Origin of the sequence: Iodidimonas sp. SYSU 1G8 (assembly GCF_039655775.1) — a bacterium.
Taxonomy (GTDB): Bacteria; Pseudomonadota; Alphaproteobacteria; order SMXS01; family SMXS01; genus RI-34.
Genome location: NZ_JBBYXJ010000002.1, coordinates 1062637 through 1086549 on the forward strand (window position 1 = coordinate 1062637; position 23913 = coordinate 1086549).

General features: G+C 63.5%; 25 protein-coding genes. 12 read left to right on the top strand and 13 right to left on the bottom strand.

The genetic code is table 11. The annotated features are described in order from the left end of the window. The first annotated feature begins 95 nt into the window (after positions 1–95). Positions 96–1169: an AraC family transcriptional regulator ligand-binding domain-containing protein gene (locus WJU17_RS16215; RefSeq protein ID WP_346328433.1), complete on the top strand. Its 1074-nt coding sequence runs from the start codon at positions 96–98 to the stop codon at positions 1167–1169. Positions 1170–1173: 4 nt separating this feature from the next. On the opposite strand, the gene WJU17_RS16220 is transcribed toward WJU17_RS16215, so the two are convergent. Then, a complete protein-coding gene (locus WJU17_RS16220) occupies positions 1174–2406 on the bottom strand; it encodes a cytochrome P450 (RefSeq protein ID WP_346328434.1) in 1233 nt (410 codons plus the stop codon). A gap of 23 nt (positions 2407–2429) precedes the next feature. After that, the gene (locus WJU17_RS16225; protein ID WP_346328435.1) at positions 2430–4697 is read right to left on the bottom strand and encodes a TonB-dependent receptor; all 2268 of its coding nucleotides are present in this window, start codon (positions 4695–4697) and stop codon (positions 2430–2432) included. Between the two features lie 272 nt (positions 4698–4969). Here WJU17_RS16225 and WJU17_RS16230 point away from each other — a divergent pair, with 272 nt between their 5' ends. Continuing rightward, the gene (locus WJU17_RS16230; RefSeq protein ID WP_346328436.1) at positions 4970–5497 is read left to right on the top strand and encodes a nuclear transport factor 2 family protein; all 528 of its coding nucleotides are present in this window, start codon (positions 4970–4972) and stop codon (positions 5495–5497) included. Positions 5498–5546: 49 nt separating this feature from the next. On the opposite strand, the gene WJU17_RS16235 is transcribed toward WJU17_RS16230, so the two are convergent. Together WJU17_RS16235 and WJU17_RS16240 are read right to left on the bottom strand one after the other, a co-directional pair. Continuing rightward, positions 5547–6617, bottom strand: a complete 1071-nt coding sequence (locus WJU17_RS16235; protein ID WP_346328437.1) for an enoyl-CoA hydratase/isomerase family protein — start codon at positions 6615–6617, stop codon at positions 5547–5549. Positions 6618–6822: 205 nt separating this feature from the next. Then, complete coding sequence (locus WJU17_RS16240) at positions 6823–7254, bottom strand: hypothetical protein (RefSeq protein ID WP_346328438.1); 432 nt, start codon at positions 7252–7254, stop codon at positions 6823–6825. Between the two features lie 438 nt (positions 7255–7692). Here WJU17_RS16240 and otsB point away from each other — a divergent pair, with 438 nt between their 5' ends. The 4 genes from otsB (at position 7693) to WJU17_RS16260 (ending at position 12135) form a co-directional block, all read left to right on the top strand. Continuing rightward, positions 7693–8454, top strand: a complete 762-nt coding sequence (gene otsB, locus WJU17_RS16245; RefSeq protein ID WP_346328439.1) for a trehalose-phosphatase — start codon at positions 7693–7695, stop codon at positions 8452–8454. Positions 8455–8629: 175 nt separating this feature from the next. Continuing rightward, positions 8630–10099 carry a trehalose-6-phosphate synthase gene (locus WJU17_RS16250; RefSeq protein WP_346328440.1) on the top strand — a complete coding sequence of 490 codons (1470 nt, stop codon included), beginning with the start codon at positions 8630–8632 and terminating at the stop codon, positions 10097–10099. A gap of 94 nt (positions 10100–10193) precedes the next feature. Then, positions 10194–11486, top strand: coding sequence for an aromatic ring-hydroxylating dioxygenase subunit alpha (locus WJU17_RS16255; RefSeq protein WP_346328441.1), 1293 nt, complete (start codon positions 10194–10196; stop codon positions 11484–11486). Between the two features lie 106 nt (positions 11487–11592). Next, on the top strand, positions 11593–12135 hold the full coding sequence (locus WJU17_RS16260; RefSeq protein WP_346328442.1) for a nuclear transport factor 2 family protein: 543 nt from the start codon (positions 11593–11595) through the stop codon (positions 12133–12135). Here the strand turns inward: WJU17_RS16260 and WJU17_RS16265 are convergent, their stop codons facing one another. Then, positions 12136–13374: an MFS transporter gene (locus WJU17_RS16265; RefSeq protein WP_346328443.1), complete on the bottom strand. Its 1239-nt coding sequence runs from the start codon at positions 13372–13374 to the stop codon at positions 12136–12138. Between the two features lie 104 nt (positions 13375–13478). Between WJU17_RS16265 and WJU17_RS16270 the strand changes: the two genes are divergently transcribed. From WJU17_RS16270 to WJU17_RS16280, 3 genes are all read left to right on the top strand, one after another. Then, positions 13479–14252 (top strand): helix-turn-helix transcriptional regulator, encoded by a 774-nt coding sequence (locus WJU17_RS16270; RefSeq protein WP_346328444.1) that lies wholly within the window; start codon positions 13479–13481, stop codon positions 14250–14252. Positions 14253–14344: 92 nt separating this feature from the next. Then, entirely contained in the window at positions 14345–14500 is a 156-nt protein-coding gene (locus WJU17_RS16275) for a DUF3309 family protein (protein WP_346328445.1), read from the top strand. A 4-nt stretch (positions 14501–14504) separates the two neighbouring features. Further along, the gene (locus tag WJU17_RS16280) at positions 14505–15356 is read left to right on the top strand and encodes a MipA/OmpV family protein (protein ID WP_346328446.1); all 852 of its coding nucleotides are present in this window, start codon (positions 14505–14507) and stop codon (positions 15354–15356) included. Positions 15357–15359: 3 nt separating this feature from the next. Here WJU17_RS16280 and WJU17_RS16285 read toward each other — a convergent pair whose 3' ends face one another. Further along, positions 15360–16625 (bottom strand): DUF445 domain-containing protein, encoded by a 1266-nt coding sequence (locus WJU17_RS16285; RefSeq protein ID WP_346328447.1) that lies wholly within the window; start codon positions 16623–16625, stop codon positions 15360–15362. Between the two features lie 135 nt (positions 16626–16760). On the opposite strand from WJU17_RS16285, the gene WJU17_RS16290 reads away from it, so the two are divergent. Further along, the gene (locus WJU17_RS16290) at positions 16761–16970 is read left to right on the top strand and encodes a hypothetical protein (protein ID WP_346328448.1); all 210 of its coding nucleotides are present in this window, start codon (positions 16761–16763) and stop codon (positions 16968–16970) included. A gap of 17 nt (positions 16971–16987) precedes the next feature. On the opposite strand, the gene WJU17_RS16295 is transcribed toward WJU17_RS16290, so the two are convergent. Continuing rightward, positions 16988–17500, bottom strand: a complete 513-nt coding sequence (locus WJU17_RS16295; RefSeq protein WP_346328449.1) for a hypothetical protein — start codon at positions 17498–17500, stop codon at positions 16988–16990. A gap of 150 nt (positions 17501–17650) precedes the next feature. On the opposite strand from WJU17_RS16295, the gene WJU17_RS16300 reads away from it, so the two are divergent. After that, complete coding sequence (locus WJU17_RS16300; protein ID WP_346328450.1) at positions 17651–18382, top strand: SDR family oxidoreductase; 732 nt, start codon at positions 17651–17653, stop codon at positions 18380–18382. 12 nt (positions 18383–18394) lie between these two features. Here WJU17_RS16300 and WJU17_RS16305 read toward each other — a convergent pair whose 3' ends face one another. From WJU17_RS16305 to WJU17_RS16325, 5 genes are all read right to left on the bottom strand, one after another. Further along, a complete protein-coding gene (locus tag WJU17_RS16305) occupies positions 18395–18886 on the bottom strand; it encodes an arsinothricin resistance N-acetyltransferase ArsN1 family B (RefSeq protein ID WP_346328451.1) in 492 nt (163 codons plus the stop codon). 85 nt (positions 18887–18971) lie between these two features. After that, on the bottom strand, positions 18972–19496 hold the full coding sequence (gene gloA, locus WJU17_RS16310) for a lactoylglutathione lyase (RefSeq protein ID WP_346328452.1): 525 nt from the start codon (positions 19494–19496) through the stop codon (positions 18972–18974). Positions 19497–19499: 3 nt separating this feature from the next. Then, positions 19500–19949 (bottom strand): cupin domain-containing protein, encoded by a 450-nt coding sequence (locus WJU17_RS16315; RefSeq protein ID WP_346328453.1) that lies wholly within the window; start codon positions 19947–19949, stop codon positions 19500–19502. Positions 19950–20023: 74 nt separating this feature from the next. Then, a complete protein-coding gene (locus WJU17_RS16320) occupies positions 20024–20929 on the bottom strand; it encodes a sulfotransferase domain-containing protein (protein WP_346328454.1) in 906 nt (301 codons plus the stop codon). Further along, positions 20929–21555: a glutathione S-transferase family protein gene (locus WJU17_RS16325; RefSeq protein WP_346328455.1), complete on the bottom strand. Its 627-nt coding sequence runs from the start codon at positions 21553–21555 to the stop codon at positions 20929–20931. Before WJU17_RS16325 ends, WJU17_RS16320 begins: the two co-directional genes overlap by 1 nt. A gap of 193 nt (positions 21556–21748) precedes the next feature. Between WJU17_RS16325 and WJU17_RS16330 the strand changes: the two genes are divergently transcribed. Next, complete coding sequence (locus WJU17_RS16330; protein WP_346328456.1) at positions 21749–22831, top strand: LacI family DNA-binding transcriptional regulator; 1083 nt, start codon at positions 21749–21751, stop codon at positions 22829–22831. Here WJU17_RS16330 and WJU17_RS16335 read toward each other — a convergent pair. Then, on the bottom strand, positions 22818–23912 hold the full coding sequence (locus WJU17_RS16335; protein WP_346328457.1) for a phytase: 1095 nt from the start codon (positions 23910–23912) through the stop codon (positions 22818–22820). The genes WJU17_RS16330 and WJU17_RS16335 overlap by 14 nt on opposite strands. Position 23913 lies beyond the last annotated feature (1 nt).

Genomic DNA, 23913 nt, shown 5'->3' on the forward strand with positions numbered 1-23913 from the left:
CGGCGGCAGGGGTGCGCTCGAGCGTTCATTTTCGCGCTCGCGACGTGGTTCTCAAAAAGGATGCCCGGAATCGGGACCAGCGGGGAGCTATACCAATGCCTACTGTCGCCGTTGATGATCGAGGCCCTGATGTCCATGCCGCGGATGCCAATTCCAGGGCTGCCCTGGTCAGGATCGAATCGCTGAGGCTCTATCCCGAGGTGGTGCGCCGCTTGGGCGGCAACCCGGAGGTGATCCTGGCGCGCGAGCCGCTGGACATCGCGTTGCTCGACCAGCCCGGCACGATGATTCCCTACCGCAAGATGATCCGGCTGCTGCACCGCACGGCCATCGAGCTGGACCGTCCGGATTTCGGGCTGGTATTCGCGTCCCGCCAGGGCGGTGCCGCGGTTCTGGGACCGCTCGAGGTGGCCATGGCCAACGCCGCGACCCTGGGCGACGCCTACCGCTATTGCGCCCAGCACCTGAATGCCTACAGCTCGGTTGGCGACCTGAACATCGATATGGATTCCGACGGGCGCGTTGCCATCAGCTGGGGCATTCATCTCGATCGGCTGCTGCACCATGAACAGGCCATCGAGCACGGTATCGCGCTGATGCACCACGCCATCCTGACCATCTCCGGCGGGGCGGTGCGCGCGAAGGAAATCTGGTTCGCACACGACCACATCTCGCCGCCCGAGCGCTACGCCGGCTATTTCGGCGCGCGGGTGGAGATGAACGCGCCGTTCAACGCCGTCTTCCTCAACCGCAGCGACCTGGCCGTGCCGATCGCCAACCGCAGCCAGCAGCTCTACGAGATGGCGACCTCGTTCATCGATACCCAGTTTCCCGATGCGGCAAAACCGCTGTCAGCCAAGGTTCGGTCCATTGCCACCCGGCTGCTGCCCCATGGCGGCTGCCTGCACCTGGAAGTGGCGTCGGCCCTTGGCATGCACCCGCGCACGCTGCAGCGCCGGCTGCGGGACGAGGGCGTGAACTTCGAGGAGATCAAGGACGAGGTCCGCCGCGATGCCGCGCTGCGCTATCTGGGCCAGCCGAGCATCCCGCTGACCCGCGTCGCCGCGATGCTCGGCTACAGCGAGCCGTCGGTGCTGACGCGCAGCTGCTACCGCTGGTTCGGCAGCTCGCCGCGCAAGTACCGCAAGGCCATCGCCGGCACCGAGTAAGCCGTCACAGCTTGTCGAAGGCGATTTCCAGGCGGCTCGGCCCATAGGCGAAGAAGTGGGTCTGCCAGCCGATGCCATCCTCGCCGCGCGCCAGCCGCAGATTGCCCATGCGCTTCAGGATGCCCGCGATGGCGACCCGCAGCTCGCCGCGCGCCAGCTGGTTGCCGACGCAGAAATGCGCGCCGGTGCCGAACGCGAAATGCTTGCGGGCGTTGCCCCGGTTGACGTCGAGCGTGTCTGGATCGGGAAACACTTCCGGGTCGCGGTTGCCGGCGCCGTAGCGCAGCACGATGATCGCGCCTTCCGGGATCGGCGTGCCGCCGATTTCGGTGGCGCGCGTCGCCCGCCGCCAAAGTCCCTGCACCGGCGCGTCGAGCCTCAGCACCTCCTCGACGAATTTCGTGATCAGCGACGGGTCGGCGCGCAATTGCTGCTCCAGCCCGGGCGTGGTGACGATGCGGTACATGGCGCTGGCCAGCGCGCCCACCGTGGTGTCGCTGCCCGCCGGCAGCATTTGCTCGACGATCTGGATGATCTCCTCGATCGACAGCCGCCTGCCATCGACCTCGGCGTGGACCAGGTCGCTGAGGATGCATTCCCGCGGTGCCGCCCGGTATTCCTCGGCGCGGGCGACGATGAAGTGCTGCAACTCGCAGATGGTATGCGTCAGCTCGATCTGCCGCGCCTCGCCATTGTCCGGGTCGTTCTCCTGCACGATGGCATCGGCCCAACGCTTGAAGTCGGCATAGCGCTCGCGCGGCAGGCCGATCTGGTCCGACAATACGTGGTTGGGAATCTTCACCGCGAGGTTGAAATAGAATTCCACCTCGCCGTCATCGATGATCTCGTCGATCATCTCATCGACCACGCCTTCCAGATATTCCTCCATCCTGCGCACGCGGGTGATGGTGAATACCTTGTCGACCAGGGCGCGGTGGATGGTGTGGATCGGCGGGTCGGACGCCACCAGCGCGGTTACCGGCATATAGCCCTTCTCGCGATAGATGGCGTCGATCTTCGCCTGATAGGGCGCGTTCTTCACCATCAGCTGGCCGGTGACGTTGGAGAAGGTCGCCGGATCGCTGGCCGCCTTTCGGATCTCGTCATAACCGGTGACGATGTAGAAGCCGCTGCGCGGGTCCAGGTAGACCGGCCCCGCCTTGCGCACCTCGGCATAGGCGGCGAACGGGCAGCGCTGGATTTCCGGATCGCTGAAGCTGATCGGTGCCGATGACATCCCCGTCTCCCTGCCCATGTCAGCTAGAAGTCATAATCTATCGTGAGGCCGATTTCGCGCGGTTCTTCATAGGACACGCGCGCCGCGCCCGCCGAGATGGTCGTCGAGCTGTAGGACTTGGTGTTGGTCAGGTTTCGTCCCCACAGCGAGAAGCGCCAATTGCTGCCATCGGGCTGGTAGCTGATCTCGGCCGCCACCCGCGCATAGCCGCCCTGGACCAGCACGCCGAATGGATCGTAGGGCAGGTATTTGCTGGTGTAGTAGAGGCTGGGCGCGACGGTCAGTTCGCCGCCGGGCACGCTGGCCACGTAGTTGAGCGACAGCACGGCGCTGATCTTCGGCGCGCGCATCAGCCGGTCGCCGCTGACGTCACCGATAATGGCGCCGAGGCCGCCAAGCCCGATTGGCGGGCCGAAGCCGGCCGCGTTGGGGAAGTCGGTGAAGTCGGCTTTCGGCATCCAGGTCAGGCCCGCGCGGACCGACAGCCCTTCGGTCAACTGCGCCGTGCCATCGAACTCCAGGCCGTAGATCCGCGCCGAGGCGGCGTTGGTCGGAATGATCGCGGTGCCGGTGAACGACTGAATCTGCAGGTTCTTGTAGTCGTAATAGAAGCCCGCCAGGTTCAGGCTGTAATGGGCCTGGGCCGTCTTGAAGCCGACCTCGTAGGCGGTGACCGTTTCCGGATTCACCGCTGGGCCCACCGTCAGGATTGGCAGGATGCCGCTCTTGAAACCCTTGGAGAACGTGGCATAGACGTTGGTCCGGTCGGATATCTCATAACGGATGCCGACGCGCGGCGTGACGCTGTCCCAGTGCGGGTCGGCGAATTCGAAATACGGCGCGCCGAAAAAGGTGACGAAGCCGGTCTTGCGTTCGTAGCTGTAGCGCACGCCCGCCGTCAGCGTCAGCCCGTCGACCACCTCGTAATCGCCCTGGGCGAAGATGCCGTAGGCCTTGGTCTTGACCTTCGTGGTAGCAATGAGCAGCGGCGGATAGACCACCTGCGGCGCGCCAGGCAGCGCGCCATTGGTGAAATCGTTGATCCATGCCGGGATCTTGCCGTTGCTGATGAACACGTTACCGCCGACCAGGAACGTCATCCGTCCCATGCGCTCCGACGTGAACAGGAAGTCCTGGAAGAAATTGTCGTTCGGCTGTTCGTCCTTGAACGCCAGGCAGGCGAAGGTGAACGGCGCGGCCGCCAGGCACTGCGGCGAATACGCGGCATCGACGTCGACCCGCTCCTGGTAGCGGCTGAGCGTATAGGCGCTGGTCGAGGTGAACGTGCCGATGCCCGTGTCGATGTCGATCTTCAGGCTGCCGCCATAGTTCTGGATTTTGGTGAGCGGATCGGGCGCGTCATACGCGTATTGCCACGGCCGCGTGCCGAAGATCGCGTCCGGGTACAGCGACGCCGCGGTCAGTCCATCGGACGGCAGGCCGACGCTGCCGTGGTCCGTCGAGCGCTGCATGTAATAGGCCGTCGCCAGGATCGTCACCCGGTCGCTGGGCGTGAACAGCAGCTTGCCGCGCAGCGTGTACGAGCGCAGCCAGTCCATCCGGTCGCTGTCGTAATTGTTACCCACCGCCGGCAGTACGCCGGGCACGATGTTGCGCGAATAGCCGTCCACGTTGCGGTAGGCGAACGAGAAGCTGGCCGCCACCTTGTCGGCGACCAGCGGCCCGCTGATGAAGCCTTTGACGCCCAGGTCGTAGGATGACCGGCTCGTCCCCGCGCCGTCATATAGGCCGGCGGTGGCGCTGACGCTGCCCGTGGTCTCGAAACTGGGTGAGCGGGTGAAGATCTGAATCGCGCCGCCGGTCGCGTTGCGCCCGAACAGCGTGCCCTGCGGTCCCTTCGACACCTCGATGCGATCGATGTCCGGCAGGTCGATGGACGCGCCCGCCTGGGTACCTTCATAGACGCCGTCGATATAGAGCGCGATCGGGTTGTCCGAACCCGGGCCGGTGACCAGCGTGGTGATACCGCGCAGGGCCGGCTGGACGAAATTGCCCTGTGCCTGCAGGGTCAGGCCCGGCGTGACCAGCGCCAGGTCGCGCAGGTTGTCGACGCCCGCCGCCTCGAGCTGCGCGCCGGTCTGCACGGTGATCGAGATCGGTACGTCCTCCTGCCGCTCGGCACGGCGCTGCGCCGTCACCGTGACCTCGCCCACGGCCGAAGGCGCCGCCGCCGCAACGGGTGTGCCCGGTGGCGGCGCATCCTGCGCCCAGGCCGGTGCTGCGGCCGACGCGCACAGCATGGCGACCCCCGACAGGTAAAGATGTCTCATTGTCACGCTTCCCATGGCACCCATCCCCTCGTTTCCCCGCAACGCCGCTTCTGTTCCCCGAAGCCGCGATCCCTGGCGTCAGGCAAATAATGGGTGCCGGGTTCGGCGCGCGTCTTTATCTTTGACGACAATTATCCCGGCGGGAGGCGGCGGCTGGCGCGCCGAAGGCGGCGGATTCTGTCGTTCCGAGCACCTGTTTTGTCGCCGCCGGTCAAGATGCCGGCGTGACCGCCGTGATAGGCACGAACCAATGTCCGGGGAGGGACGCGCCGATGCAGGACACGCTCAACGAGGTCATCGCCCATCACTGCATTCGCCAGGTCCTGGAGCGGTATTGCCGCGGCATCGACCGGCTCGACGCGGCCCTGATCGACAGCGTCTACTGGGAGGATGCCACCGACAATCACGGCATCTATGTCGGTCCCGGCAAGGATTTCTCGGCGTTCATCATCTCAATGCTGCGAGACGCGTTCACAGCCACCATGCATTTCATCGGCCAGTCCAACATCGCTGTCACCGGCGACCGCGCCGCGGCCGAAACCTATTTCGTCGCCTACCACACCAGAAACGAGGACGCCGGCGCGGTCGTTGACGTCGCCGCTGGCCGCTACGCTGACATGTTCGAGCGACGCGGCGACGAATGGCGCATCCGTGACCGCACCGTGGTGATGGATTGGGTGGAAACCCGCCACGGCCTGGACCGCGCGGCGCTGGCCCTGGGCAGCTTCACCAACGGGACGCGGGACACGGCCGATCTCAGCTACCACGCCTATGGCTGGGCGCTGAAACAGGATCGGTAACCGGAAGGACGCGCACGGAATGGCGTTTCCGATGTCTACGGCGGGTCGTTCAGGCGTGCGCCTCGATGCCGTCGATGAGGCCCCAGGCCAAGGCTTCCATGGCGGTCAGCGGCCTTCCTGACAGCCCTAACCAAGCGGTGCGGTGCCGGCCGATCCGCCGCCGGATGGTGACGGTGCCGCCGGCACCGGGGATCAGGCCCATGTGCACTTCGGGCAGATAGAAGCGCGCGTCGGGCGCGGCGACCACCGAACGTGCCGCCGCCGGAATCTCGATGCCGGCGCCGAAGCACGCGCCGTGAATGTGGGCGGACAGAGCGTCTCCGCAATCCTGCACCATGCCGGCGACCGACTGTGCCAGACGAATGCCCTGCTCGGATGGCCGGTCCGTGGCGCTACCGAACTCGGCGAGGTCGCCGCCGCTGCAGAATGACGGGCCTTTGCCGTCCAGCGTGATACGTTCGATGGCCGGATCGGCCGCCGCATTGCGCAACGCCTCGGCCAGCTGATGCCCCATGGCGTCGTTGAGCGCATTGTGGAGATGCGGCCGGTTCAGGGTAATGCGCAGGCTGTGTTTGCGGCGCGACAGTGTCACCAGCGTGTCGACGTTCGGGGCGCGCGTCCTGGGCGGATTGGCCTCGCGCCAGCGGCGAAATTCGGCGCCCGTCAGAAGCGCCGAGTACCCGACGGATTCGAGAACGAGGCCGTCGGTGAATGGCAGGCGTTCGCTCAACCGCAAAACCCTCGCGAAGACCGAGGCGGCAAGCGGATTGGCGAGGGCCCGCCGATGCAGTCTTTCTGCCTCGAGCGGTAGTGCCTCGGGCACCACGCTTACCCATTCGCGGTTGGGGCAGGGATGGCTGGTCATCAGCACGTCGAAAATCCCGCCCAGTCCTTCCGGTACCTCGCCGTCTTGGTCGATGCCGATCAGCACGCCCGATCGGGGCGCGGCGAGTCGTGTTTCGGCAATCTCAGGCCGCCACGACCCATCGAGTTTGACAACGGTAACCGTTGTAGCGTCGGCGGCCGAGAGATGCTCGCCCGTGTGAGGATCGACCAGCAAGTCGAGAAGCTCGATCAGCGATGGAAACCCGGTAACGGTCGGTGGCTCGCGATCGCTCACGGCGCGGTCCAGGCGATATGTCTGACACCCCGTTCGGTCCCGTGGTCTTTCGATGTGCCCGTTAGGGGATTGCGCACCCGGATGTCACCTCTGCCGTCCGAAGCACAGCGTCGCGGTCCTCGGTCCAGATTTCAAGTCCGAGAACGCCAAAAGGTGGAACGGTGCCCGATTTCACGCGGCGGCGTTCCCGCCGCCGTCCAAGGCGCTACTGGGATGAATAGGTCGCGCCGTTGTAACGATACCGGTCGTCATCGTTCAGCATGATGTCGAGCCAACCCGCGGTTTTCGTATCGGTGAGCCTGACGGTCTCCACGCCGGGAACGCTGAACATCACGTCGAACTTCCCGTTGGCGGACGACATCACGAAGAAGCATGGGCCGCTGCGGCCACACAGATATTCGGAATTGAGTTCGCCGAGAATTTCCGGCTTTCCATCGGCATTCAGGTCGTGCTTCAGGGCGCGGATACTGACCGAGGCGCCAGCCTCCTTGGCCTCGGCGATGGATTCTTGCCAAGCGGTTTCCGCCAAACCGACGGCGTCCGGCTCGCTTTTGGAGAAATCAATAGTCGCGCTCAGTGCCGGGGCGGCGACCGCCCAGACGAGCACGAACAGTCCCGCGCCTAGATACGTTTTCATGGCTCCCCCCATAACGCATCGGAAAACACGCCTAGCTTATCACAGGATAGTCACTCATTGCGATATCAGTACAGGAAAGTGGTCAGGACAAATTTCCCAGCGGAAAGTTCACCAAGTCCAATTTTGTGTCGATGACCAGCGTTGTTCTGGTCTTCCTTCGGGATATTCCCGCCGTAGGAACGCGATCAATTTCTCCCGGATTTGGCATCTCAGGTCCAAGCCTTGGGAGAGGTGCTTGCGCTTACAGGGACGCGAAGCTTCATGGCATCGTGAAGACTTTCGGTGATCTGAAGGTTAATGACATGCCTGTCTCAAAAGGGGCTGGCCTGAGGGAGATCCCTCGAGTTCGCGGCGAATGACTTCCCTCACACGCAACCGGGTTCCTAACCGCAGTCCAGGCATGCAGGAACCACGACGCGGCACTGGAGTTGGCTAGTCATGCGTGCTCCCGACTGCAAATCGGTTCCGGATTCTGCTTGTGTAGCCTTGCCCCAGCCGCCCGCGTTGACCGGGCGCGAGGCGTTGTTTCTCGACTTCGATGGAACGTTGACCCCAATCGCGAGCACACCGGACGCCGTCAGGGTGGATGCGGCGCTTCCTCCGCTTCTTGAGCGACTATCCTGCCGGCTCGGCGGCGCATTGGCGTTGCTGACCGGTCGTCCCTTGGCGCAGGTCGACGACCTCCTCGGCATGAGGCTGCCCGGTGCCGGCGTCCATGGATTGGAGTTCAGGGCGTCCTCCGAGGGGCCGATCAACTATCTCGGTCCACAATGGCCACTGAAGCCTGTCGAAAACGCTCTCGCCCCTGTCCTGGAGGCGGATACGCGGTTGTTGCTCGAGACCAAGCCCGGCTCGGTAGCGCTACACTATCGTGCGGCGCCCGAACGGGCGGAGGAACTCGCGGCGGTGGCTTTGGATGTGGTCGGCCGCCACCGCGACTTGACGCTATTGCACGGTGATTGCGTGCTGGAAATCAAGCCGGTCGGTTTCGACAAAGGACGGGCGATGGCCATGTTCCTGGGTCTCGAACCGTGGTCCGGACGTCTTCCGGTGGCGGTGGGGGACGATGTCACCGACGAGGACGCATTCCGGAAGGCGGCGGCCATCGGCGGTTACGGGATCAAGATCGGTCGCGCGGCTACACAGGCGCGATATCGTCTGGCAACGACGATATCGCTCGCCGCTTGGTTGCGACTGTAACCACCAGAGTTGCGACAACGCCGAGAGAGTGCGGTTTGTTGCGGTATCGATACGACGCATGTGTCGGTTTCGCCACGGCCTCGGAACAAAGGTGACGTCTTCAGGTTCTAATTCTTGTGGCCTTTGGGGGCAGCGGCGGGTGAGAACCCGGTAACGTCCAAATACTGGAGGTAACGTGTCCAGATTAGTGGTGGCTTCCAATCGCGTAGCGGTTCCCCAAGGCGAAGGGGCGATGCCTGCGGGCGGCCTAGCTGTCGCCGTTGATGCGGCGCTCAAGGGACGCAAGGGTCTCTGGTTCGGATGGAGCGGCGAAATATCCCAACGGGAGGCTACCGGCGTTCACATGATCGAGCAAGGTCCGGTGACCTATGCGCTCCAAGGCCTCTCCAGCGACGACTACGACGCGTACTACAACGGCTATTGCAACAGGGTGCTGTGGCCATTGTTTCATTATCGTATCGATCTGATGAAGTTCGACGAGGGCCAGATGGAGGCCTATCTCAGGGTGAACCGTCTGTTCGCGCAACGTTTGGCGGACATGATCCGTCCGGATGACGTGATCTGGGTGCATGACTATCATCTGATTCCCATGGCACGGCTCCTGCGGGAACGCGGGCTTCGCAACAAGATCGGCTTCTTTCTTCACATTCCGTGTCCGTCGCCGGACATCCTCGGTACGCTGCCTCATCATCTCGAAGTGATTGGCGCGTTGGGTCACTATGATCTGGTGGGATTCCAGACCAGCGCCGATCGCGACAATTTCGATCGCTACGTCGAGCGCTATTTGCCGGATCGTGCCGTCAAAACGGCGGTATTTCCCGTCAGCATCGAAACCGAAACCTTCACGCTGCAGGCCGAGGAAGCCGTTCATTCCGATTTCGTGCAGGAAATCCGTGACAGCCTCGGTGGCGGTCAGCTCATTATCGGCGTCGATCGGCTTGATTACTCGAAGGGGATTACCAACCGGCTGGAAGCCTTTGAATGGCTGTTGGAGCACCATCCGGAATGGGAAGGCAATGTCACCTATCTTCAGATCGCGCCGAAGAGCCGCTCGGCCGTGCCGGAATATCTGGAGATGGACCAGTTTATCAGCATGAAGATGGGGCAGTTGAATGGTCGCTTCGGCAGCCCCTCCTGGACGCCGCTTCGCTATGTGAACCGTAATTTTTCGCGAGAGGTCCTGGCGGGTCTCTACCGGGCCTCGGACGTAGCCCTGGTCACGCCGTTCCGAGACGGGATGAACCTGGTGGCGAAGGAGTTTCTCGCCGCGCAGGATCCCGAGGATCCGGGGGCTCTGGTCCTGTCGGAATTCGCCGGTGCCGCCGCCGAGCTGGAAGCGGGGGCGTTGATCGTCAATCCCTACGACACCCATGCCATCGGTCGGTCCATCGACATGGCGCTGCGCATGTCAGTGGCCGAACGCAAGCGCCGCTTTGTCAAAAGCATGCAGGCCCTGGAAGGTAACGATATCCATGCGTGGTCGGAACGCTTCCTGACGGTGCTGGAAGACAGGCGTCCCGAGACGGTCGTACCGTTGCAGGAACGCAAGGCGGCGGGGGCGAGCAACAGCGGAATAGCGTACGAGACGCCGCGTCCGCGGATCGCTGCCAGTGCGTCCCAGGGTGTCCGCGCGGAACAGGCGTAAGGCGCCCATCCGACGATCGTCGGCGACGATTTCATCAGAACCGATTTTCACACTGTGATATACCAGCACTGCTGGTTGCATGGGGAGATGAGCCGTGGTCGCCGTCGTCAGGGTACAGGATGATTGCTGGATTTCCGCGCGCAAGGCGCCCGAACCCGATATGGGCACGGCTCTCATTCCCAGTGACAGATACACCTCGTCCGCCTTCATGCGGCTCGAATGGGAGCGCATGTGGTCCAGGGTCTGGCTGGTCGGCTGCCGCGAGGAAGAAATTCCCGACACCGGCGACTACATCACCACTGAGATTGGCAGCGAATCCCTGCTGATCGTGCGCGGTGAGGATCGCAAGTCGCGCGCCTTCTTCAATGTCTGCAACCACCGCGGCAATCAGGTGAAGTTCGACAAGTGCGGCAATTCCCGCACCCTGCAATGCGCCTATCATTTCTGGGAATACGACCTGACCGGCAAACTCGTGAACGTGCCTGACGAGGAAGATTTCCATCAGGGATGCCCCAAGGACCTGCTCAGCCTGAAGGAGATCAGGACGGACGTCTGGGGCGGCTTCGTCTGGTTCAACCTGAATCCGGATGCCGAGCCGCTGATGGATTATCTGGGAGTCATCCCGTCGCACCTTGATGCCTACGGCTTCGACCGGATGGCCATGACCCAGAACTTCACGGTCGAATGGGACTGCAACTGGAAGACCTCGGTCGACGCCTTCAACGAGGTCTATCACGTCCAGTGCATCCATCCGGAACTGCTCTACAACAATGACGATGTTGACGTGCAGATCGACCTCTATGAGCGGCACAGCCGCTATCTGGTGCCGTACCAGACCCACAGCCCGCGCCTGGGCGCGGTTGAGGAGGTGCCTGAGATCGTGGTCGAATACATGCGGTCCATCGGCATGGATCCCGAACCTTATCAGGGCCGGGTGCCGGAGATACGGCAGGCGATCAGCCGGTTCAAGCGCGAGCATCAGGATCGGCTCGGCTATGACTATTCCCGTCTGAACGACGACCAGGTCGTCGATGACTACCACTATTACATCTTTCCCAACATCACCCTGAACATCTTCGCGGAATGGGCGCTCTTCTTTCGGCAGCGGCCGCATGACAGCGATCCCAACAAGATGTTTTACGACGTCCAGTTCTACACCACGGTGCCCAAGGGCCAGCCGCGCCCGCCACTCCCCGATCACGACCAGTTCCGGCACGGCGAAAAGTCGCTGGGGCTCGTGCTCGACCAGGATTCGGTGAACCTGCCGCATGTCCAGAAGGGCAACAACTCCTCGGCGTTCGAAGGGCTGTGGATCAGCCATCAGGAGCGGCGCATCCGGCACATGCACCAGACACTGACGGATTATATCGACGGGAAGCGTCCCTAGCCCGACGCGGCGTCGGCGACCCTTACGGTATCCCGATTGCGGTGGCGCGCCGTCCCCCTCTGCGACTACATTACCTGCGCCTGTGACTTAAAAGGGGAGATGGGTAATGAGCGTCGAAGCCGAACTGAAGGCGCTGCGCGCCGAAATCGAACAACTGAAATCCCGCGAACAGATCCGCCAGCAGATCACCCGTTATGGCCGTGGCCAGGAATGGCTCGACGGGTCGCTGATGGACGAGGTGTTTTACGATGACGCTCATGTGGATTTCGGTTTCTTTGTCGGCGAGTGGAAGGACTACAAACCGGTCCTGATGGAGATCGAGGCCCATGGCGAGACCACGTTCCATCTGTGCGCCGCGCCCCAGATCGAATTCGAGGGCGAGAACAAGGCCTACGCCGAAGTCTATGGCATCGCCGGCGGCCGCGGCCATGACGGCAAGACCAACGTTTTTGGCGGCCGTTACTTCGACGTCTGGGAACGCCGGGAGAAGACCTGGAAAATCGCCCGGCGCATCTTCAAGCTGGACTGGCACATCGACCACCAGTTCCCGCAGGGCGAGGCCGTGATGCACCCCGAACTGGAGCCGGCCAAGCCGCGCTCGCCCCAGAACCCGCTGTTCCGCCGCATGGGCGCCGACGTCACGGGCTGATCATTCCGCCGGTTGGGCGGCCGCCGCGAGTTCGTGCTCGCGGCGGCGCATGTCCGCGAGCAGCGCCGTCAGCAGGCCGATAGCCGGCAGGAACGCGCAGAGGCTGTAGACGAACCCGATGCTGGTCTTGTCCGCCAGCACGCCCAGGACGGCGGCGCCGATCCCGCCCATGCCGAAGGCGAAGCCGAAGAACAGTCCGGAAACCATGCCGATGCGGCCCGGCATCAACTCCTGCGCATAGACCAGGATGGCCGAGAAGGCGGACGCCAGGATCACGCCGATGACTGCGCTGAGGATGCCGGTCCAGAAGAGATTGGCGTGCGGCAGCATCAGGGTGAAGGGCAGGGCGCCGAGGATCGAGAACCAGATCACGTATTTTCGGCCAAAACGATCGCCCAGCGGGCCGCCGGCGAAGGTCCCGACCGCGACGGCGCCCAGGAAGATGAATAGATGGATTTGCGCCGCCTGCACCGACACACCGAAGGTCTCGACCAGATAGAAGGTGAAGTAGCTGGTGATGCTTGCCAGATAGAAATATTTGGAGAAGATCAGGGTGAGCAGGATCGCCACGGCGCCGGCGACCTTGCCGCGCGGCAGCGACAGGTCCGCATGGCCCTGAGCCGCGGCCTTCAGTTTCTTTTGGCCTTGGGTGCCGTACCAACGTCCGACCTTCCACAGGATGATCATGCCCAGCATGGCGGCCAGGGAGAAGATGGCGATGGAGCCCTGTCCGAGCGTCATCACCACCAGAGCCGCCAGCAACGGTCCTATGGCCGAGCCGAAATTGCCGCCGACCTGAAACAGCGACTGGGCGAAGCCATGCCGTCCGCCTGACGCCATCCGCGCGACACGCGAGGATTCCGGGTGGAAGACCGAGGATCCCATGCCGATCAGTGCCGCAGAGAGCAGCACCAGCGGAAAGCTGTGCGCCACGGACAGGAGCAGCAGGCCGGAGAAGGTGAAGGCCATGCCGGTCGACAGGGAATAGGGCATGGAGCGCCGATCGGCCATGTAGCCGACGATGGGCTGCAGCAGCGAGGCCGTGATCTGGTAGACCAGCGTGATCAACCCGATCTGGGTAAAGCTCAGATCGAAATCGGATTTTAGGATCGGATAGATCGCCGGGAGCAGCGACTGCATCATGTCGTTGAGCATGTGGCAGAAGCTGATGGCGATGAGGATCGTCAGCGTGGCGCGGCCGGCGGTCGGTATGCTCGAACCCTTCAATTGCGCACTCATACCCTGTTCCCCGCGTCATGACGCTGTTGCCGAATGGCGGGAACAATATCAGATTGGAGGGGCCCCGCTTTCGGCGCTGGGTCTAGTTGTATCGCGGGTGGGCCATGGTCCGGAATGTCATCGTCGATGCGTATGAAGGGGTGGCGCGCCCGTTGCTCGCCTATGGCAATGACTATCCTCCTGACCACGAGGTCGCGCCGCACCGGCATCTGCGCTCGCAATTGCTGCACGCGACCACCGGGGTCATGGTGGTCGAGGCGGCGGAGGGCACCTGGGTGGTGCCACCGGAGCGCGCGGTCTGGATTCCGGCGGGCGTCCTGCACCAGGTCAAGACCATCGGCGCCGTGGCGACGCGCGGGCTGCTTGTCGATGCGTCCGCCTGTGACGGCCTGCCGGCCCGGTGCGAGGTGCTCGCGGTGTCGCCGCTGATGGATGCCCTTCTGCGCGAGGCGGTGGATCTGCCGCCCGAATATGCGGCCGAGAGCCGGGACGGGCTGATCATGGACCTGCTGCTCGAGGAAACACGGCGCGCGCCGGTGCTCGCGTTCTCGCTGACCTTTCCCAAACATCCGGCATTGTCCCGGCGCTGCCGCGACTTCATCGCCGCGCCGAACCCGCATGAGACCATTGATGAGTGGTGCGCGGCCCTCGGCATGAGCAGGCGAAGTTTCACCCGGATTTTCCGCGCGGAAACCGGCATGAGTTTCGGTGAGTGGCGTCAGCAGGCCTGTCTTTTCGCCGCCTTGCCGCGACTGGCGGCAGGCGAATCCGTCACCGGTATCGCGCTCGACCTGGGCTACGAAAGCCCGGCTGCATTCACCAGCATGTTCAAGCGGATGATGGGCGCACCGCCCAGCCGCTACCTCGGGCCGCAATAAGACGCGAGAAAGCCACGAGCCGCGAAACTAATCCATGAAGCCGACGTTTTATTGCCATAGATAATTGTAAAAACCGGCCAAGGGAGCGAAACATGCTCGGCACGATTCTCCTGATCATCCTGATCCTGCTGCTGATCGGCGCGTTGCCGGCCTGGCCTCACAGCCGCAATTGGGGCTATGGTCCCACCGGCGGCCTGGGGCTGGTCGTCATCATTCTGATCGTTCTTCTTCTCATGGGGCGGATATAAATTCGTGACACTAGGTCTTCGCGCTGCCGGCGTCGGCGTTCTCGGCTTTCTGGTAACCCTGTTCGGCGCGCCCGCGGCCAAGGCCGACAGTTCTCTGTTTGGTCTGGATTTCGGCCAGATGGACTTACTGGACGACGTCGGCGATTTCTGGGCGGAACTGGATGATGACGTACGCTTCAAGCTGGGGGCCGGCGTTTCCGTGGCGCCCCGGTTTGAAGGGTCGGACAGCTACAAGGCGCGGGTCATGCCCAAATTCGCCTTTCGCTACAAGAATACGTTCGCGCTCAACAATACGCGGGCGCGCTTCTTTCTGATCCATAACGAAAAGTTCGTCACTGGCCTGCAGGCCCGTTACCGTTTCGGTCGGTCCGAGAAGAATTCGCCGGACCTGACCGGCCTCGGCAATGTCAGCGACGCCATCGAACTGGGCGGTTTCGCGGAATGGCGGCCGGGCTGGGCCATTGTCGGCATTGAGGTCGGCCAGGATGTGGCCGGTGGGCACAAGGGCCTGATCGCCGCCGCTTACGCCGGCTCGCAGCTTCCCCTCGGGGGCGGCTTCTACCTGGAAGGAGGCGCGCAGGTCACGTGGGTCAGCGAAAACTACATGCAGCAGAACTTTGGCGTCACCGCGGCGCAGAGCCTTGCCAGCGGCTTGCCCGTGTTCGACGCGGGCAGCGGTCTGAAGGATGTGGCTGGCCGGATTGGCATCCGCTTCAAGAAGTGGGAAGACTGGGACTTCGCCAGCTACGTGGCCTATGCGCGGCTGATGAGCGACGCGGCAAACAATCCCCTCGTCGAGTTGCGGGGGAGCCCGAACCAGTTCATGTGGTCGATTTCCGGTGTCTACCGGTTCTGACCTTCAGGCCGCCAGCAGCGACAGCAGGTAAAGCGCGCACCCGACCAAACCGCCGACAAGGGTGCCGTTGACCCGGATGAACTGAAGATCGCGGCCCACCGCCAATTCGGCACGCTCGGTCAGCGTCTTGGGATCCCAGCCGCGCACCACGTCGGTGATGAACGTGCCGATCTCGCGGCGGAAAGGCACGATACCCGTGCGGACCGCCTCATCCAGCCAGCTGTTGAACCGGTCCCGCATGTCCGGTGTCTCCACCAGCGTTCGTCCGATGGATTGCAGGCCATCGGCCACAGTGACCCGCAGGGATTCGGCCTCGGGACCACTGCTGTCGGCGATCTGCTGGCTGATGTGGCGCCACAGGTTGGCCAGATAATCCTGGGTCGCGTCGCTATCGAGAATTTGCGCCGCTAATCTTCGGACCTGTTCCTGCGTCGCGGGCCGCGTCCGAAGGTTTTCAATCAGCTTGTCGACGGCTTGGTCGAACTGCCGGCGCACCTCGTGGTCGCGTCCCGAGAGGTCGCCGAGAAACTCGGTCACGCCGGAGATGATGGCGGTCGCCACCTTGCGGTCGACGCTGCGCGGAATCCACCATTTGCTGCGTGCATCGACCTGATCGTAGATCGTGTCGCCATGGTCCTCCAGGTAACGGCGCGCCACGGCCAGCGACTGGTCGAGCAGGGCGTGATGCTGGTCGCTGTCGCGCAGGAGCGCGAGGACGTTACCGAGCACGACGGGCAGATTCAGCGACTCCAGTTGCCGGCTCAGGGCGCGCTGGAAGAAGCCGCGGACTTCCGCGTCGCCAACCGTCGCCATCAGGCGAGGAATGGCGCCGACGATCTTGTCGGCTAGGCCGCGCGCCACCGCTGGATCGCTCAACCAGCGCCCCAGCCGCGAGGCGACGTTGACCGAGCGCAGCTTGCCGGCGACCGTATCCGGGTCGAGGAAGTGCCGTTCGACGAAGGCGCCGAGCCCTTCGCCGATCCTGTCCTTGTTGTTGGGCAGGATCGCCGTGTGGGGAATGGGAATGCCCAGCGGATGCCGGAACAGGGCCGTGACGGCGAACCAGTCCGCCAGACCGCCCACCATGGCCGCTTCCGCGCCGTTGTGCACGAGCCCGGCCCAGAAGCCTCCGGCGGGCCAGAACAGGGTCGCGAGGTAGATCGCCGCCATGGCCAGCAGCAGTAGAGTAGCGCCCATGCGGTAGCGGGTCAGGGCGCGGCGCTGGGTGTGTTCCCAGTCGAGCGTCGGGTCCGGGGAAGAGGCGTTCAAAGGCAGGCTCCTTTCGACAGTCGCGCGCACTCTGGGGCAAGGCCGCGCTCGTGATCGGCTCCCGCAATATTACGGGAAGGATACATTCCGGGGCGGTAGCATGGTATCGTCCCGTGATCGTTGGAGGAGTCTTTCGTGCAAGAAGTCGTCGTGCCGTGCCCAGCCTGCGGCGAAACCGCCTATCAGGCCCCGGAGCGACCGCCGACCATGGCTGAAATGGTCGGATCCGCCTGCCCACATTGTGGCTACCAGCTGACCAAACCCGACCTTCAGAAACACTTTCAGAAGCTGATCCTGCAGGAGGCGGCGGCGCTGCTGTCGCGCATGCCTCAACGCAAGTTCTAGCTCCCGGTCGAGCCGGCTCAGCCGAACAGCAGCCGCCCGAAACCATCGCTGACGATCCAGTTGCCGGCGCCTGCCAGAAACAGGAAAATCATCACTGACGCCATCACGATGTTGCGCAGCGCCGCCGCGAAATGGCCGATGAAGGCGGTGAAGGCAAGGTGACCGATGGCCTCGCGCAGCGGCGCGGGCGCCGTCTCGTTGATCTTGGCCCCCATCGCCATCGCATCATCGCGGTTGCGCAGGTGGGTGATGAAGCCGCCGAGGCAGATCGGCAGCAGCAGCAGGGCGCCCACGCGCGGTTCGATCCCGACCAACACCGAAACGGCACCCGCATACATGGCGATCAGCGCGACGACGGCCAGCGCCTTGACATGCGCCGGGCTCGACAGAGGCGTGCCCCGAACCAGGATGCCGGTGTCGACGATCAGGCCGTGCCATCCCTTGGGGCTGCTGTGGACGCCCGCCGCGAGCAGGAACACGGCGGCGATGTTCAGCCGCAGGACCAGAAAGCCCACATCCGCAACGTCCATTCGGTAATCCTCCCTTGTTGACCGGGGGTTACTCTGTGGTAAGCGGGCGGGCGGTGCAAGGAAGCTTGTCCCTTCACCCTTGCATGTTTTGCGCTGGACCCAGTGAGCCCGAGCGTGTCAGATCGCACCGGACCTTCAGGGAGAGACCAGATGCTGAACAACCGGACGATCCTCGTCACCTCCGCGACTCATTGGGCGGGGCCTGAAATCTGCGCCGGCCTGGCTGTCGAAGGAGCGCGGGTTGTTTGTCAGGATCCGAACTTCGCCGACAAGGCGGTGGCCGATGCCTTCGTCGCGGCGCACCCGGCGCTTACGGCAATCGCCGAGGAAAAGCCCGCCGAGATCGTGGCGTCCGCGCTGGAGGTTCTGGGCCATCTGGATGTCCTGGTGAACAATGACGCGTTTCCTGCCATTCGGGCGCCCATCGAGACCGCCGACCCGCAGGATTTCCGTGACGGCATCGAAGCGCTGCTGGTGTTTCCATTCATGATGGCGGGCGCGGTCACCCCGCACATGAAGGCGCGCAAGGCCGGCAAGATCCTGTTCCTCACCTCGGCCTCGGCGCTCAATGGCCTCGCGAACTATTCCATGTACGCGGCGGCGCGCGCCGGGGCGAATGGCCTGGCGAAGTCGCTGGCCCGCGAGCTCGGCAAGGACAACATCCAGGTCAACGCCATCGCGTCCAACTACATCGAGAACCCGGACTATTTTCCGCCCGAATTGCTGGCCAACAAGGAAGCCTACGCCAAGATGGTGAAGAATATTCCGCTCGGCCGTCTGGGCAAGCCGCAGGAAGCGGCGCATCTTGTGGCGTTCTACTGTTCCGACCGCAGCGACTTCATCACCGGCAATATCATGCCGTTCTCGGGTGGCTGGGCGTAGGACGAAGCAGGTTCATCGCAAGATCATCTGCCACCAGCCCACATCATGAAACTTGTCGAACTTGAAACCTACTTCACGGTAGATTCCGACCGATGAAAAGCCGACGCGCTCATGAAGCGCCACGCTGCCCTCGTTAGGAAGGGCAATGCCGGCAAATGCAGCGTGATAGCCCTGACGTTTCAGATGAGGCAGCAGAGAGCCATAAAGGGCGGTTCCTACGCCTGCCTGACGGTCATCTTTGTCGATGTAGACCGATACGTCGACGGAGGTGCGATAAGCGGCCCGCTCCCGGTGGGGGCTGGCATAGGCATAGCCGATAACTGTTCCATCGCGTTCCGCCGCAAAGAACGCATGAGCCGTTTCGATCCGCCGCGCCATTTCCGCGACCGTCGGGACTTCGTTTTCAAACGAGATCACCGTGTTCTCGACGATCGGAGCATAAATCCCGCGAACCGCGACCGCGTCAGCGGCGGTAGCCAGTCTGATACCAAGCGGGTTCGGCAATAAGTCCCCCGGCTAATCGGAGCACACCAAGGTCGCGCTGTATCTCTGAACCATGGAAGAGGGACAATCGCCCATTCCGTCGACGTCAGGCTGCTCCGGATTCCGCTTTGGCCGCGGCCCGTAGGTTCGCCATCAGGCTGCGCATGTTCGGTCCGGAGACGATTTCCACCCAATAGCCATCGGGATCGGCGATGAAGGCGAGGCCTTTCATGGTGCCGTCCTGTGGCCGCTTCACGAAGGTCACGCCGCGCTCCTCGAAGCGGGCGCAGGCGGCGTCCACGTCCGGCACGGTCAGGGCGATGTGACCGAAGCCGCGTGGATCGGTATTGCCATTGTGATAGGAAGAGGCCGGGTCGCTTTCGGTCCCCCAATTGTGGGTCAGCTCCAGCAGGGCGGGCTGTTCGAACAGCCACTGCACCCGCTCGTCCGCGTCCTCGGGAACTGGCCCGTCCGGATAGCCCAGGAAATAGAGCGAGAACTTTCCCGCCTCGAAGTCGAAGCGGTCGATCAGGGTCATCCCCAGCGTGTCGCGATAGAAGCCGAGCGAGGCTTCCGGATCGCGCACGCGCAGCATGGTATGGTTCAGGCGGAAACCGGCGGCGGACTGCATCGGTTATTCCGCGGCCTGGTCCGACGGGGCCGCGGCCGACCGGCGCATCTTTTCCATCTCTTCCCAGCTTTTGTAACTGGTAAAATGCTCGTCGTCATAGAACAGGATCGCCCCGTTGCAGATGAACAGATATTCCGTGTCCTCCAGCGCCTCGGTGGCGCCGTGCAGCACGCCATTGGGCTCATAGACATAGTCGCCCGCGTTCAGCACGCCGTCGCGCACCTTCAGCTTGCCCTTCAGGATAAAGGTGTGGGATGCGCTCAGATGCTTGTGCGGCGGCGCCACGTAGCCCTTCTTCCAGCGGAACAGAACCGCCCAACTGCCGGTTTCGGCGCCGGTATACAGCACTTTGGTCGCCGATAACGGCGTCTGCTCGATCCACGGAATCTTCGAGGCTTCCACCAGCGTGTCCTGGAGGTTGCCGTTGATCGGACGAATATCTTGCATAGGCATGTTCATCTCCCCGTTTGCCCAAGGCTAGATCGCCGCCGGGCCACCGTCAACGGAGACGGCCGCCGGAGCCGGCGTCAAGCGGGCAGATCGCCCGTGGCCAGCCATCGGGCGCAGGCCGCGCCCAGTTGCTCCTGAGCCATGGCCTCGTAGCGTGCGAGGTCCTCGGCCGTCAGCGTGTCGCGCCACCGGCCATTGGTGCCCTTGTTGATGAAGGTCTCGGCGCCGCCGTCCCAGAAAACGCCGCCCAGCGGCGCGGACTTTTCGGCATGGGCTTTCATGTAATCGAAGGTGCAATGTTCGACGATGGCCGGGAAGCGGTCCTCGTCGATGGGAATGTCCAGAAAGCCGGCGATACGGCGGATTTCGCCCGGCATGTCGCGTTTGAGGGCGCCGAAATGGACCAGCAGCACGTTGGGAAGGTGTCGGATTGTCCACCAGGAGCCGACATTTTCCCAGAACGGCCAGAAGGGGTAGCCGTTGCCCCCGAGCCAATCGAGAAAATACCGCCGGATCGACGCAGGCGGTTTGTCGATCGCGGGACCCACGCGGCCCGGGCTATCGTTCAGCATGGCATACCAGGCGTCATTGGCATGCGCATGGTGATTGTAGAGGCTCCAGACCACATCGCGGCCATCCCGGGCGACATAGATGTATTTGGCCTGGGGCGAGAACACCAGGGCGTCGACCGGCAGATGGGTCTTCAGGAAACGACGGTGGGTCTGGGCCTCGATGGCCGGCAACTTGATGTCCGCAGGCGGAACCCGCAGGTCCACCCAAGGCGACAACTCTCCCACATTCACATCCTCCGCCCCGCCGAACACGAGCTGGCCGACAATCTGCTGCATCCAGGTGGTGCCGGATTTCGCATAGGTACCGATGATGATGTCATCGGGACGGAACCGGAAATCGTTCCAGACGGTGGAATCGAAATGATGGTTGTGAAGTTCCCGGCGCTTGCTTGGCCAGACGATGGCGCTCATCAGGCCTTCGCGCTCTCGCGCGTGCTGACGGCCGCGTACCAGCGCTTCAGATTGGCCTGATCGTCGCCGATACCGGCCTTGATCGTGCGGGCAAAGTCGATGGTCACCAGCGCGGTGATGTCGGCAATGGCGAACCGCGCGCCGCTGACGAACTCACTCTCACCCAGTCGCTGTTCCAGCAGCACCAGGAAATTGGCAAAGCGTGCCTTGCCCCGTTCCGCCAGTTCCGGAATCTGCGGGAAATCCGCCGGTCCCGTGACGCTGCGGTCCTTGAAGACGGGGCTGCTGTTGCGAAAGCCCTCGGCGACCGCGGCGAAGCCATGCTGTTCAACGCGCCGATCCCACATCATGACCTGCGCGCGCTCCAGCGGATTGCGGCCGACCAGCGGCGGATCGGGATAGACTTCCTCCAGGTAACGGCAGATCGCCGTGCTCTCGGTCAGGATAGTGCCATCGTCCAGCTCCAGCGCGGGTACCTCGGCCAGCGGATTGAGCTGGCGGTAGTCGCCCAGCTGGGCGCGCGTGCCGAGATCGACCTCGAACTTCTCGATGTCGAGACCTTTCTCGGCGATGAACATGCGTACCCGGCGCGCATTCGGCGCCATCTTGAAGTCGTAGAGCTTCATCGTCGGTCTCCCAGAGGTATCCCATGCTTATGCCGCCACGCTCGGGGAGGCGCAAGATTGTTAGATACGCCATGGGGCATCGAGGCCATCGGCCGCTGGTCGCGGCCAGCATTAGGCGATACCATCATTCTCACGGTTGCGGTCTGGGAGGAAAGGCCGCACGCTGATGAGTAGCCGTTGCCGGACAACACATATGAGCCAAGCGCCGCGTCCGGGCCCCCGGAAGCTGACCATCAACGATATTGCCAGCGAGGCAGGCGTCTCGAAGAAGACCGTGTCCCGCGTGATCAATGGCGAGAAATACGTCAACGAGGAAACGCGGGCCAAGGTGATCGAGGTCATGGCCGCGCTGCATTTTTCGCCCAATCCGCAGGCGCGCAGTCTGGCGGCGCGGCGCTCTTTCCTCCTGGGAATGGTCTATCCGCGCGTGGCGGCGAGTTTTTCCGATTTCATGCCGTATGTCGTTGGTGTCCAGGAAGGCGTGCTGAGCTATTGCCGCGCCAAAGGCTATGAACTGGTCGTACATCCCTGCGACTACGAGCATGCCGATGTCGCCTCGGAAATTGACGCTTTCCTGAAACGCGCCGAACCGGCGGGCGTCGTGCTGTTGCCGCCCGCGTCCGAATTTACCGATGTGCTTGACCTGCTCGATAGGAACGGACGCAAGTTCGTGCGGATATCGCAGCAGCTCGACGGCCATCCCTCGCCAGGTGTGGGCTGTGACGTGCGCAAGGCGACGGAGGCCATGACCGTTCATCTCATTGGCCTCGGCCATCGCCGCATCGCCTTTGTCGGCGGCCAGACCAGCTTCAGCCAGAGCGAGGCTCGCCGGAGCGGCTATCGCGATGCGCTGGCACGCTACGGCATTCCCGTCGACGATACCCTGATCGTCAAGGGCCTGTGGTCGTTCGACAGCGGCAAGGAACAAGGCCACCATCTGCTCGCCATGAATGAGCCGCCCACGGCGATCTTCGCGAGTAGCGACGAAATGGCGGCAGGCGTGCTGATGGCCGCCCACGAACGCGGTATCGACGTCCCCGGTGCGCTCTCGGTCGCCGGATTCAACGACATGCCCATTGCCACACGGGTCTGGCCGCCGCTGACCACCATTCGTCAGCCCGTCTACGATTTTGGCCGGGTGGCCGCCGAGGCGCTGATCGAGTTGATCGAGGACCCCGTCGGCACGCAGCCCGGCGTCAATCGCGCGGTCCCGTTCGAGCTGATCTCCCGCGCCTCGGTCGGGCCGGTGCCGCGGGTCGGTGTTACTTCAGCTTGAGCGCCTTGGCGATCGCGTCCCACGATACCAGCTTGAAGTTCTGGTTCGCATCGGGGTCGGTGTTGGTGCCGTCCTGTGCCACGAACAGCCCGTGGGGGAAGTCGGTGCCCAGCGCCGCGCTGGTGACGTCGATGCCATCGGTTTCCGAAACGCCGTCCACCGCGCCCTTGGCGATGGTGAAGGATCCCTTGTAGGCATTGGCGTTGCCCAGATCGAACAGGGCAAAGCTGTTGTTGCCCTGGCTCGAGGCGATCAGGTAGCCGCCTTCTTGCCCTGCGCGGTAGATGGCAAGGCCTTCGATATCGGCGGCCATTTCGGGGCGCTGTGCCAGCATGGCGACGGTCGTGGCGGTCGCCGGCTGATCGGGTTCGGCGGGAAAAGCCCAGATGCCGACATTTTCCTCGGCGACATAGACCGTCGCGGTCTGGTCGTCCGCGACACAACCTTCCGACTGCGTGGCCAGCGGCAGATCGCGGACCTTCTCCACGGTCACGGTGCCATCCGCCGCGCCATCGACGCGCCACTGGGCTCCGCCTTTTTCCTTGTCGGTCATGAACACATAGAGCTTGTCCGTGCTCAGGCTGTGATAGAGGCACAGGCCGTAAGGATCGGCGAAGGTGCTGGCGTGCCGGCCCATGGGGCTCAGTTGGCGGGTCGCGGGGTCGAGCTTGTAGAACGCCAGACCCTTGTTGTCCCTGTCGCTGGCGGCGACCACCACGGTCTTGTCCATGGCGCCGCCGAGGCGCACGCTGCGGATATCCACATTGTTCAGCCGGCCCTCCGGCAGGAACTGGATGGTCTTGCCGTCGAGTCCGTAGACGTACAGCCCCGATTTCTTTGCTGTTCCCAGAATGACGCTCTGCGCCGGGTCGGCCGGATTCACCCAGATCGCCGGATCGTCGGCGGCATCCTCGCCGGTGTCGACCGGGTCGGTTTCCCGGACCGCGGTGACGGCGTTGCCGGTCGCGGCCTGGGCAACGGGCGCGTCCGAAGCAGCGGGTGCGGCAGGCGCCGCCGGCTGGTCGCCACAGGCGGCGAGGCCGATGAGAAGGGCGCCGGTGAGGGGAGCAATGCGGTTCATT

What these genes read in the sequence shown, in the direction of transcription:
- WJU17_RS16215 (WP_346328433.1), top strand. Translation starts at nt 96, where the DNA reads ATGCCTACTGTCGCCGTTGATGATCGAGGCCCTGATGTCCATGCCGCG.
- WJU17_RS16220 (WP_346328434.1), bottom strand. Translation starts at nt 2,406, where the DNA reads ATGTCATCGGCACCGATCAGCTTCAGCGATCCGGAAATCCAGCGCTGC.
- WJU17_RS16225 (WP_346328435.1), bottom strand. Translation starts at nt 4,697, where the DNA reads ATGAGACATCTTTACCTGTCGGGGGTCGCCATGCTGTGCGCGTCGGCC.
- WJU17_RS16230 (WP_346328436.1), top strand. Translation starts at nt 4,970, where the DNA reads ATGCAGGACACGCTCAACGAGGTCATCGCCCATCACTGCATTCGCCAG.
- WJU17_RS16240 (WP_346328438.1), bottom strand. Translation starts at nt 7,254, where the DNA reads ATGAAAACGTATCTAGGCGCGGGACTGTTCGTGCTCGTCTGGGCGGTC.
- otsB (WP_346328439.1), top strand. Translation starts at nt 7,693, where the DNA reads ATGCGTGCTCCCGACTGCAAATCGGTTCCGGATTCTGCTTGTGTAGCC.
- WJU17_RS16260 (WP_346328442.1), top strand. Translation starts at nt 11,593, where the DNA reads ATGAGCGTCGAAGCCGAACTGAAGGCGCTGCGCGCCGAAATCGAACAA.
- WJU17_RS16265 (WP_346328443.1), bottom strand. Translation starts at nt 13,374, where the DNA reads ATGAGTGCGCAATTGAAGGGTTCGAGCATACCGACCGCCGGCCGCGCC.
- WJU17_RS16270 (WP_346328444.1), top strand. Translation starts at nt 13,479, where the DNA reads ATGGTCCGGAATGTCATCGTCGATGCGTATGAAGGGGTGGCGCGCCCG.
- WJU17_RS16275 (WP_346328445.1), top strand. Translation starts at nt 14,345, where the DNA reads ATGCTCGGCACGATTCTCCTGATCATCCTGATCCTGCTGCTGATCGGC.
- WJU17_RS16295 (WP_346328449.1), bottom strand. Translation starts at nt 17,500, where the DNA reads ATGGACGTTGCGGATGTGGGCTTTCTGGTCCTGCGGCTGAACATCGCC.
- WJU17_RS16300 (WP_346328450.1), top strand. Translation starts at nt 17,651, where the DNA reads ATGCTGAACAACCGGACGATCCTCGTCACCTCCGCGACTCATTGGGCG.
- gloA (WP_346328452.1), bottom strand. Translation starts at nt 19,496, where the DNA reads ATGCAGTCCGCCGCCGGTTTCCGCCTGAACCATACCATGCTGCGCGTG.
- WJU17_RS16315 (WP_346328453.1), bottom strand. Translation starts at nt 19,949, where the DNA reads ATGCCTATGCAAGATATTCGTCCGATCAACGGCAACCTCCAGGACACG.
- WJU17_RS16320 (WP_346328454.1), bottom strand. Translation starts at nt 20,929, where the DNA reads ATGAGCGCCATCGTCTGGCCAAGCAAGCGCCGGGAACTTCACAACCAT.
- WJU17_RS16325 (WP_346328455.1), bottom strand. Translation starts at nt 21,555, where the DNA reads ATGAAGCTCTACGACTTCAAGATGGCGCCGAATGCGCGCCGGGTACGC.
- WJU17_RS16330 (WP_346328456.1), top strand. Translation starts at nt 21,749, where the DNA reads ATGAGCCAAGCGCCGCGTCCGGGCCCCCGGAAGCTGACCATCAACGAT.
- WJU17_RS16335 (WP_346328457.1), bottom strand. Translation starts at nt 23,912, where the DNA reads ATGAACCGCATTGCTCCCCTCACCGGCGCCCTTCTCATCGGCCTCGCC.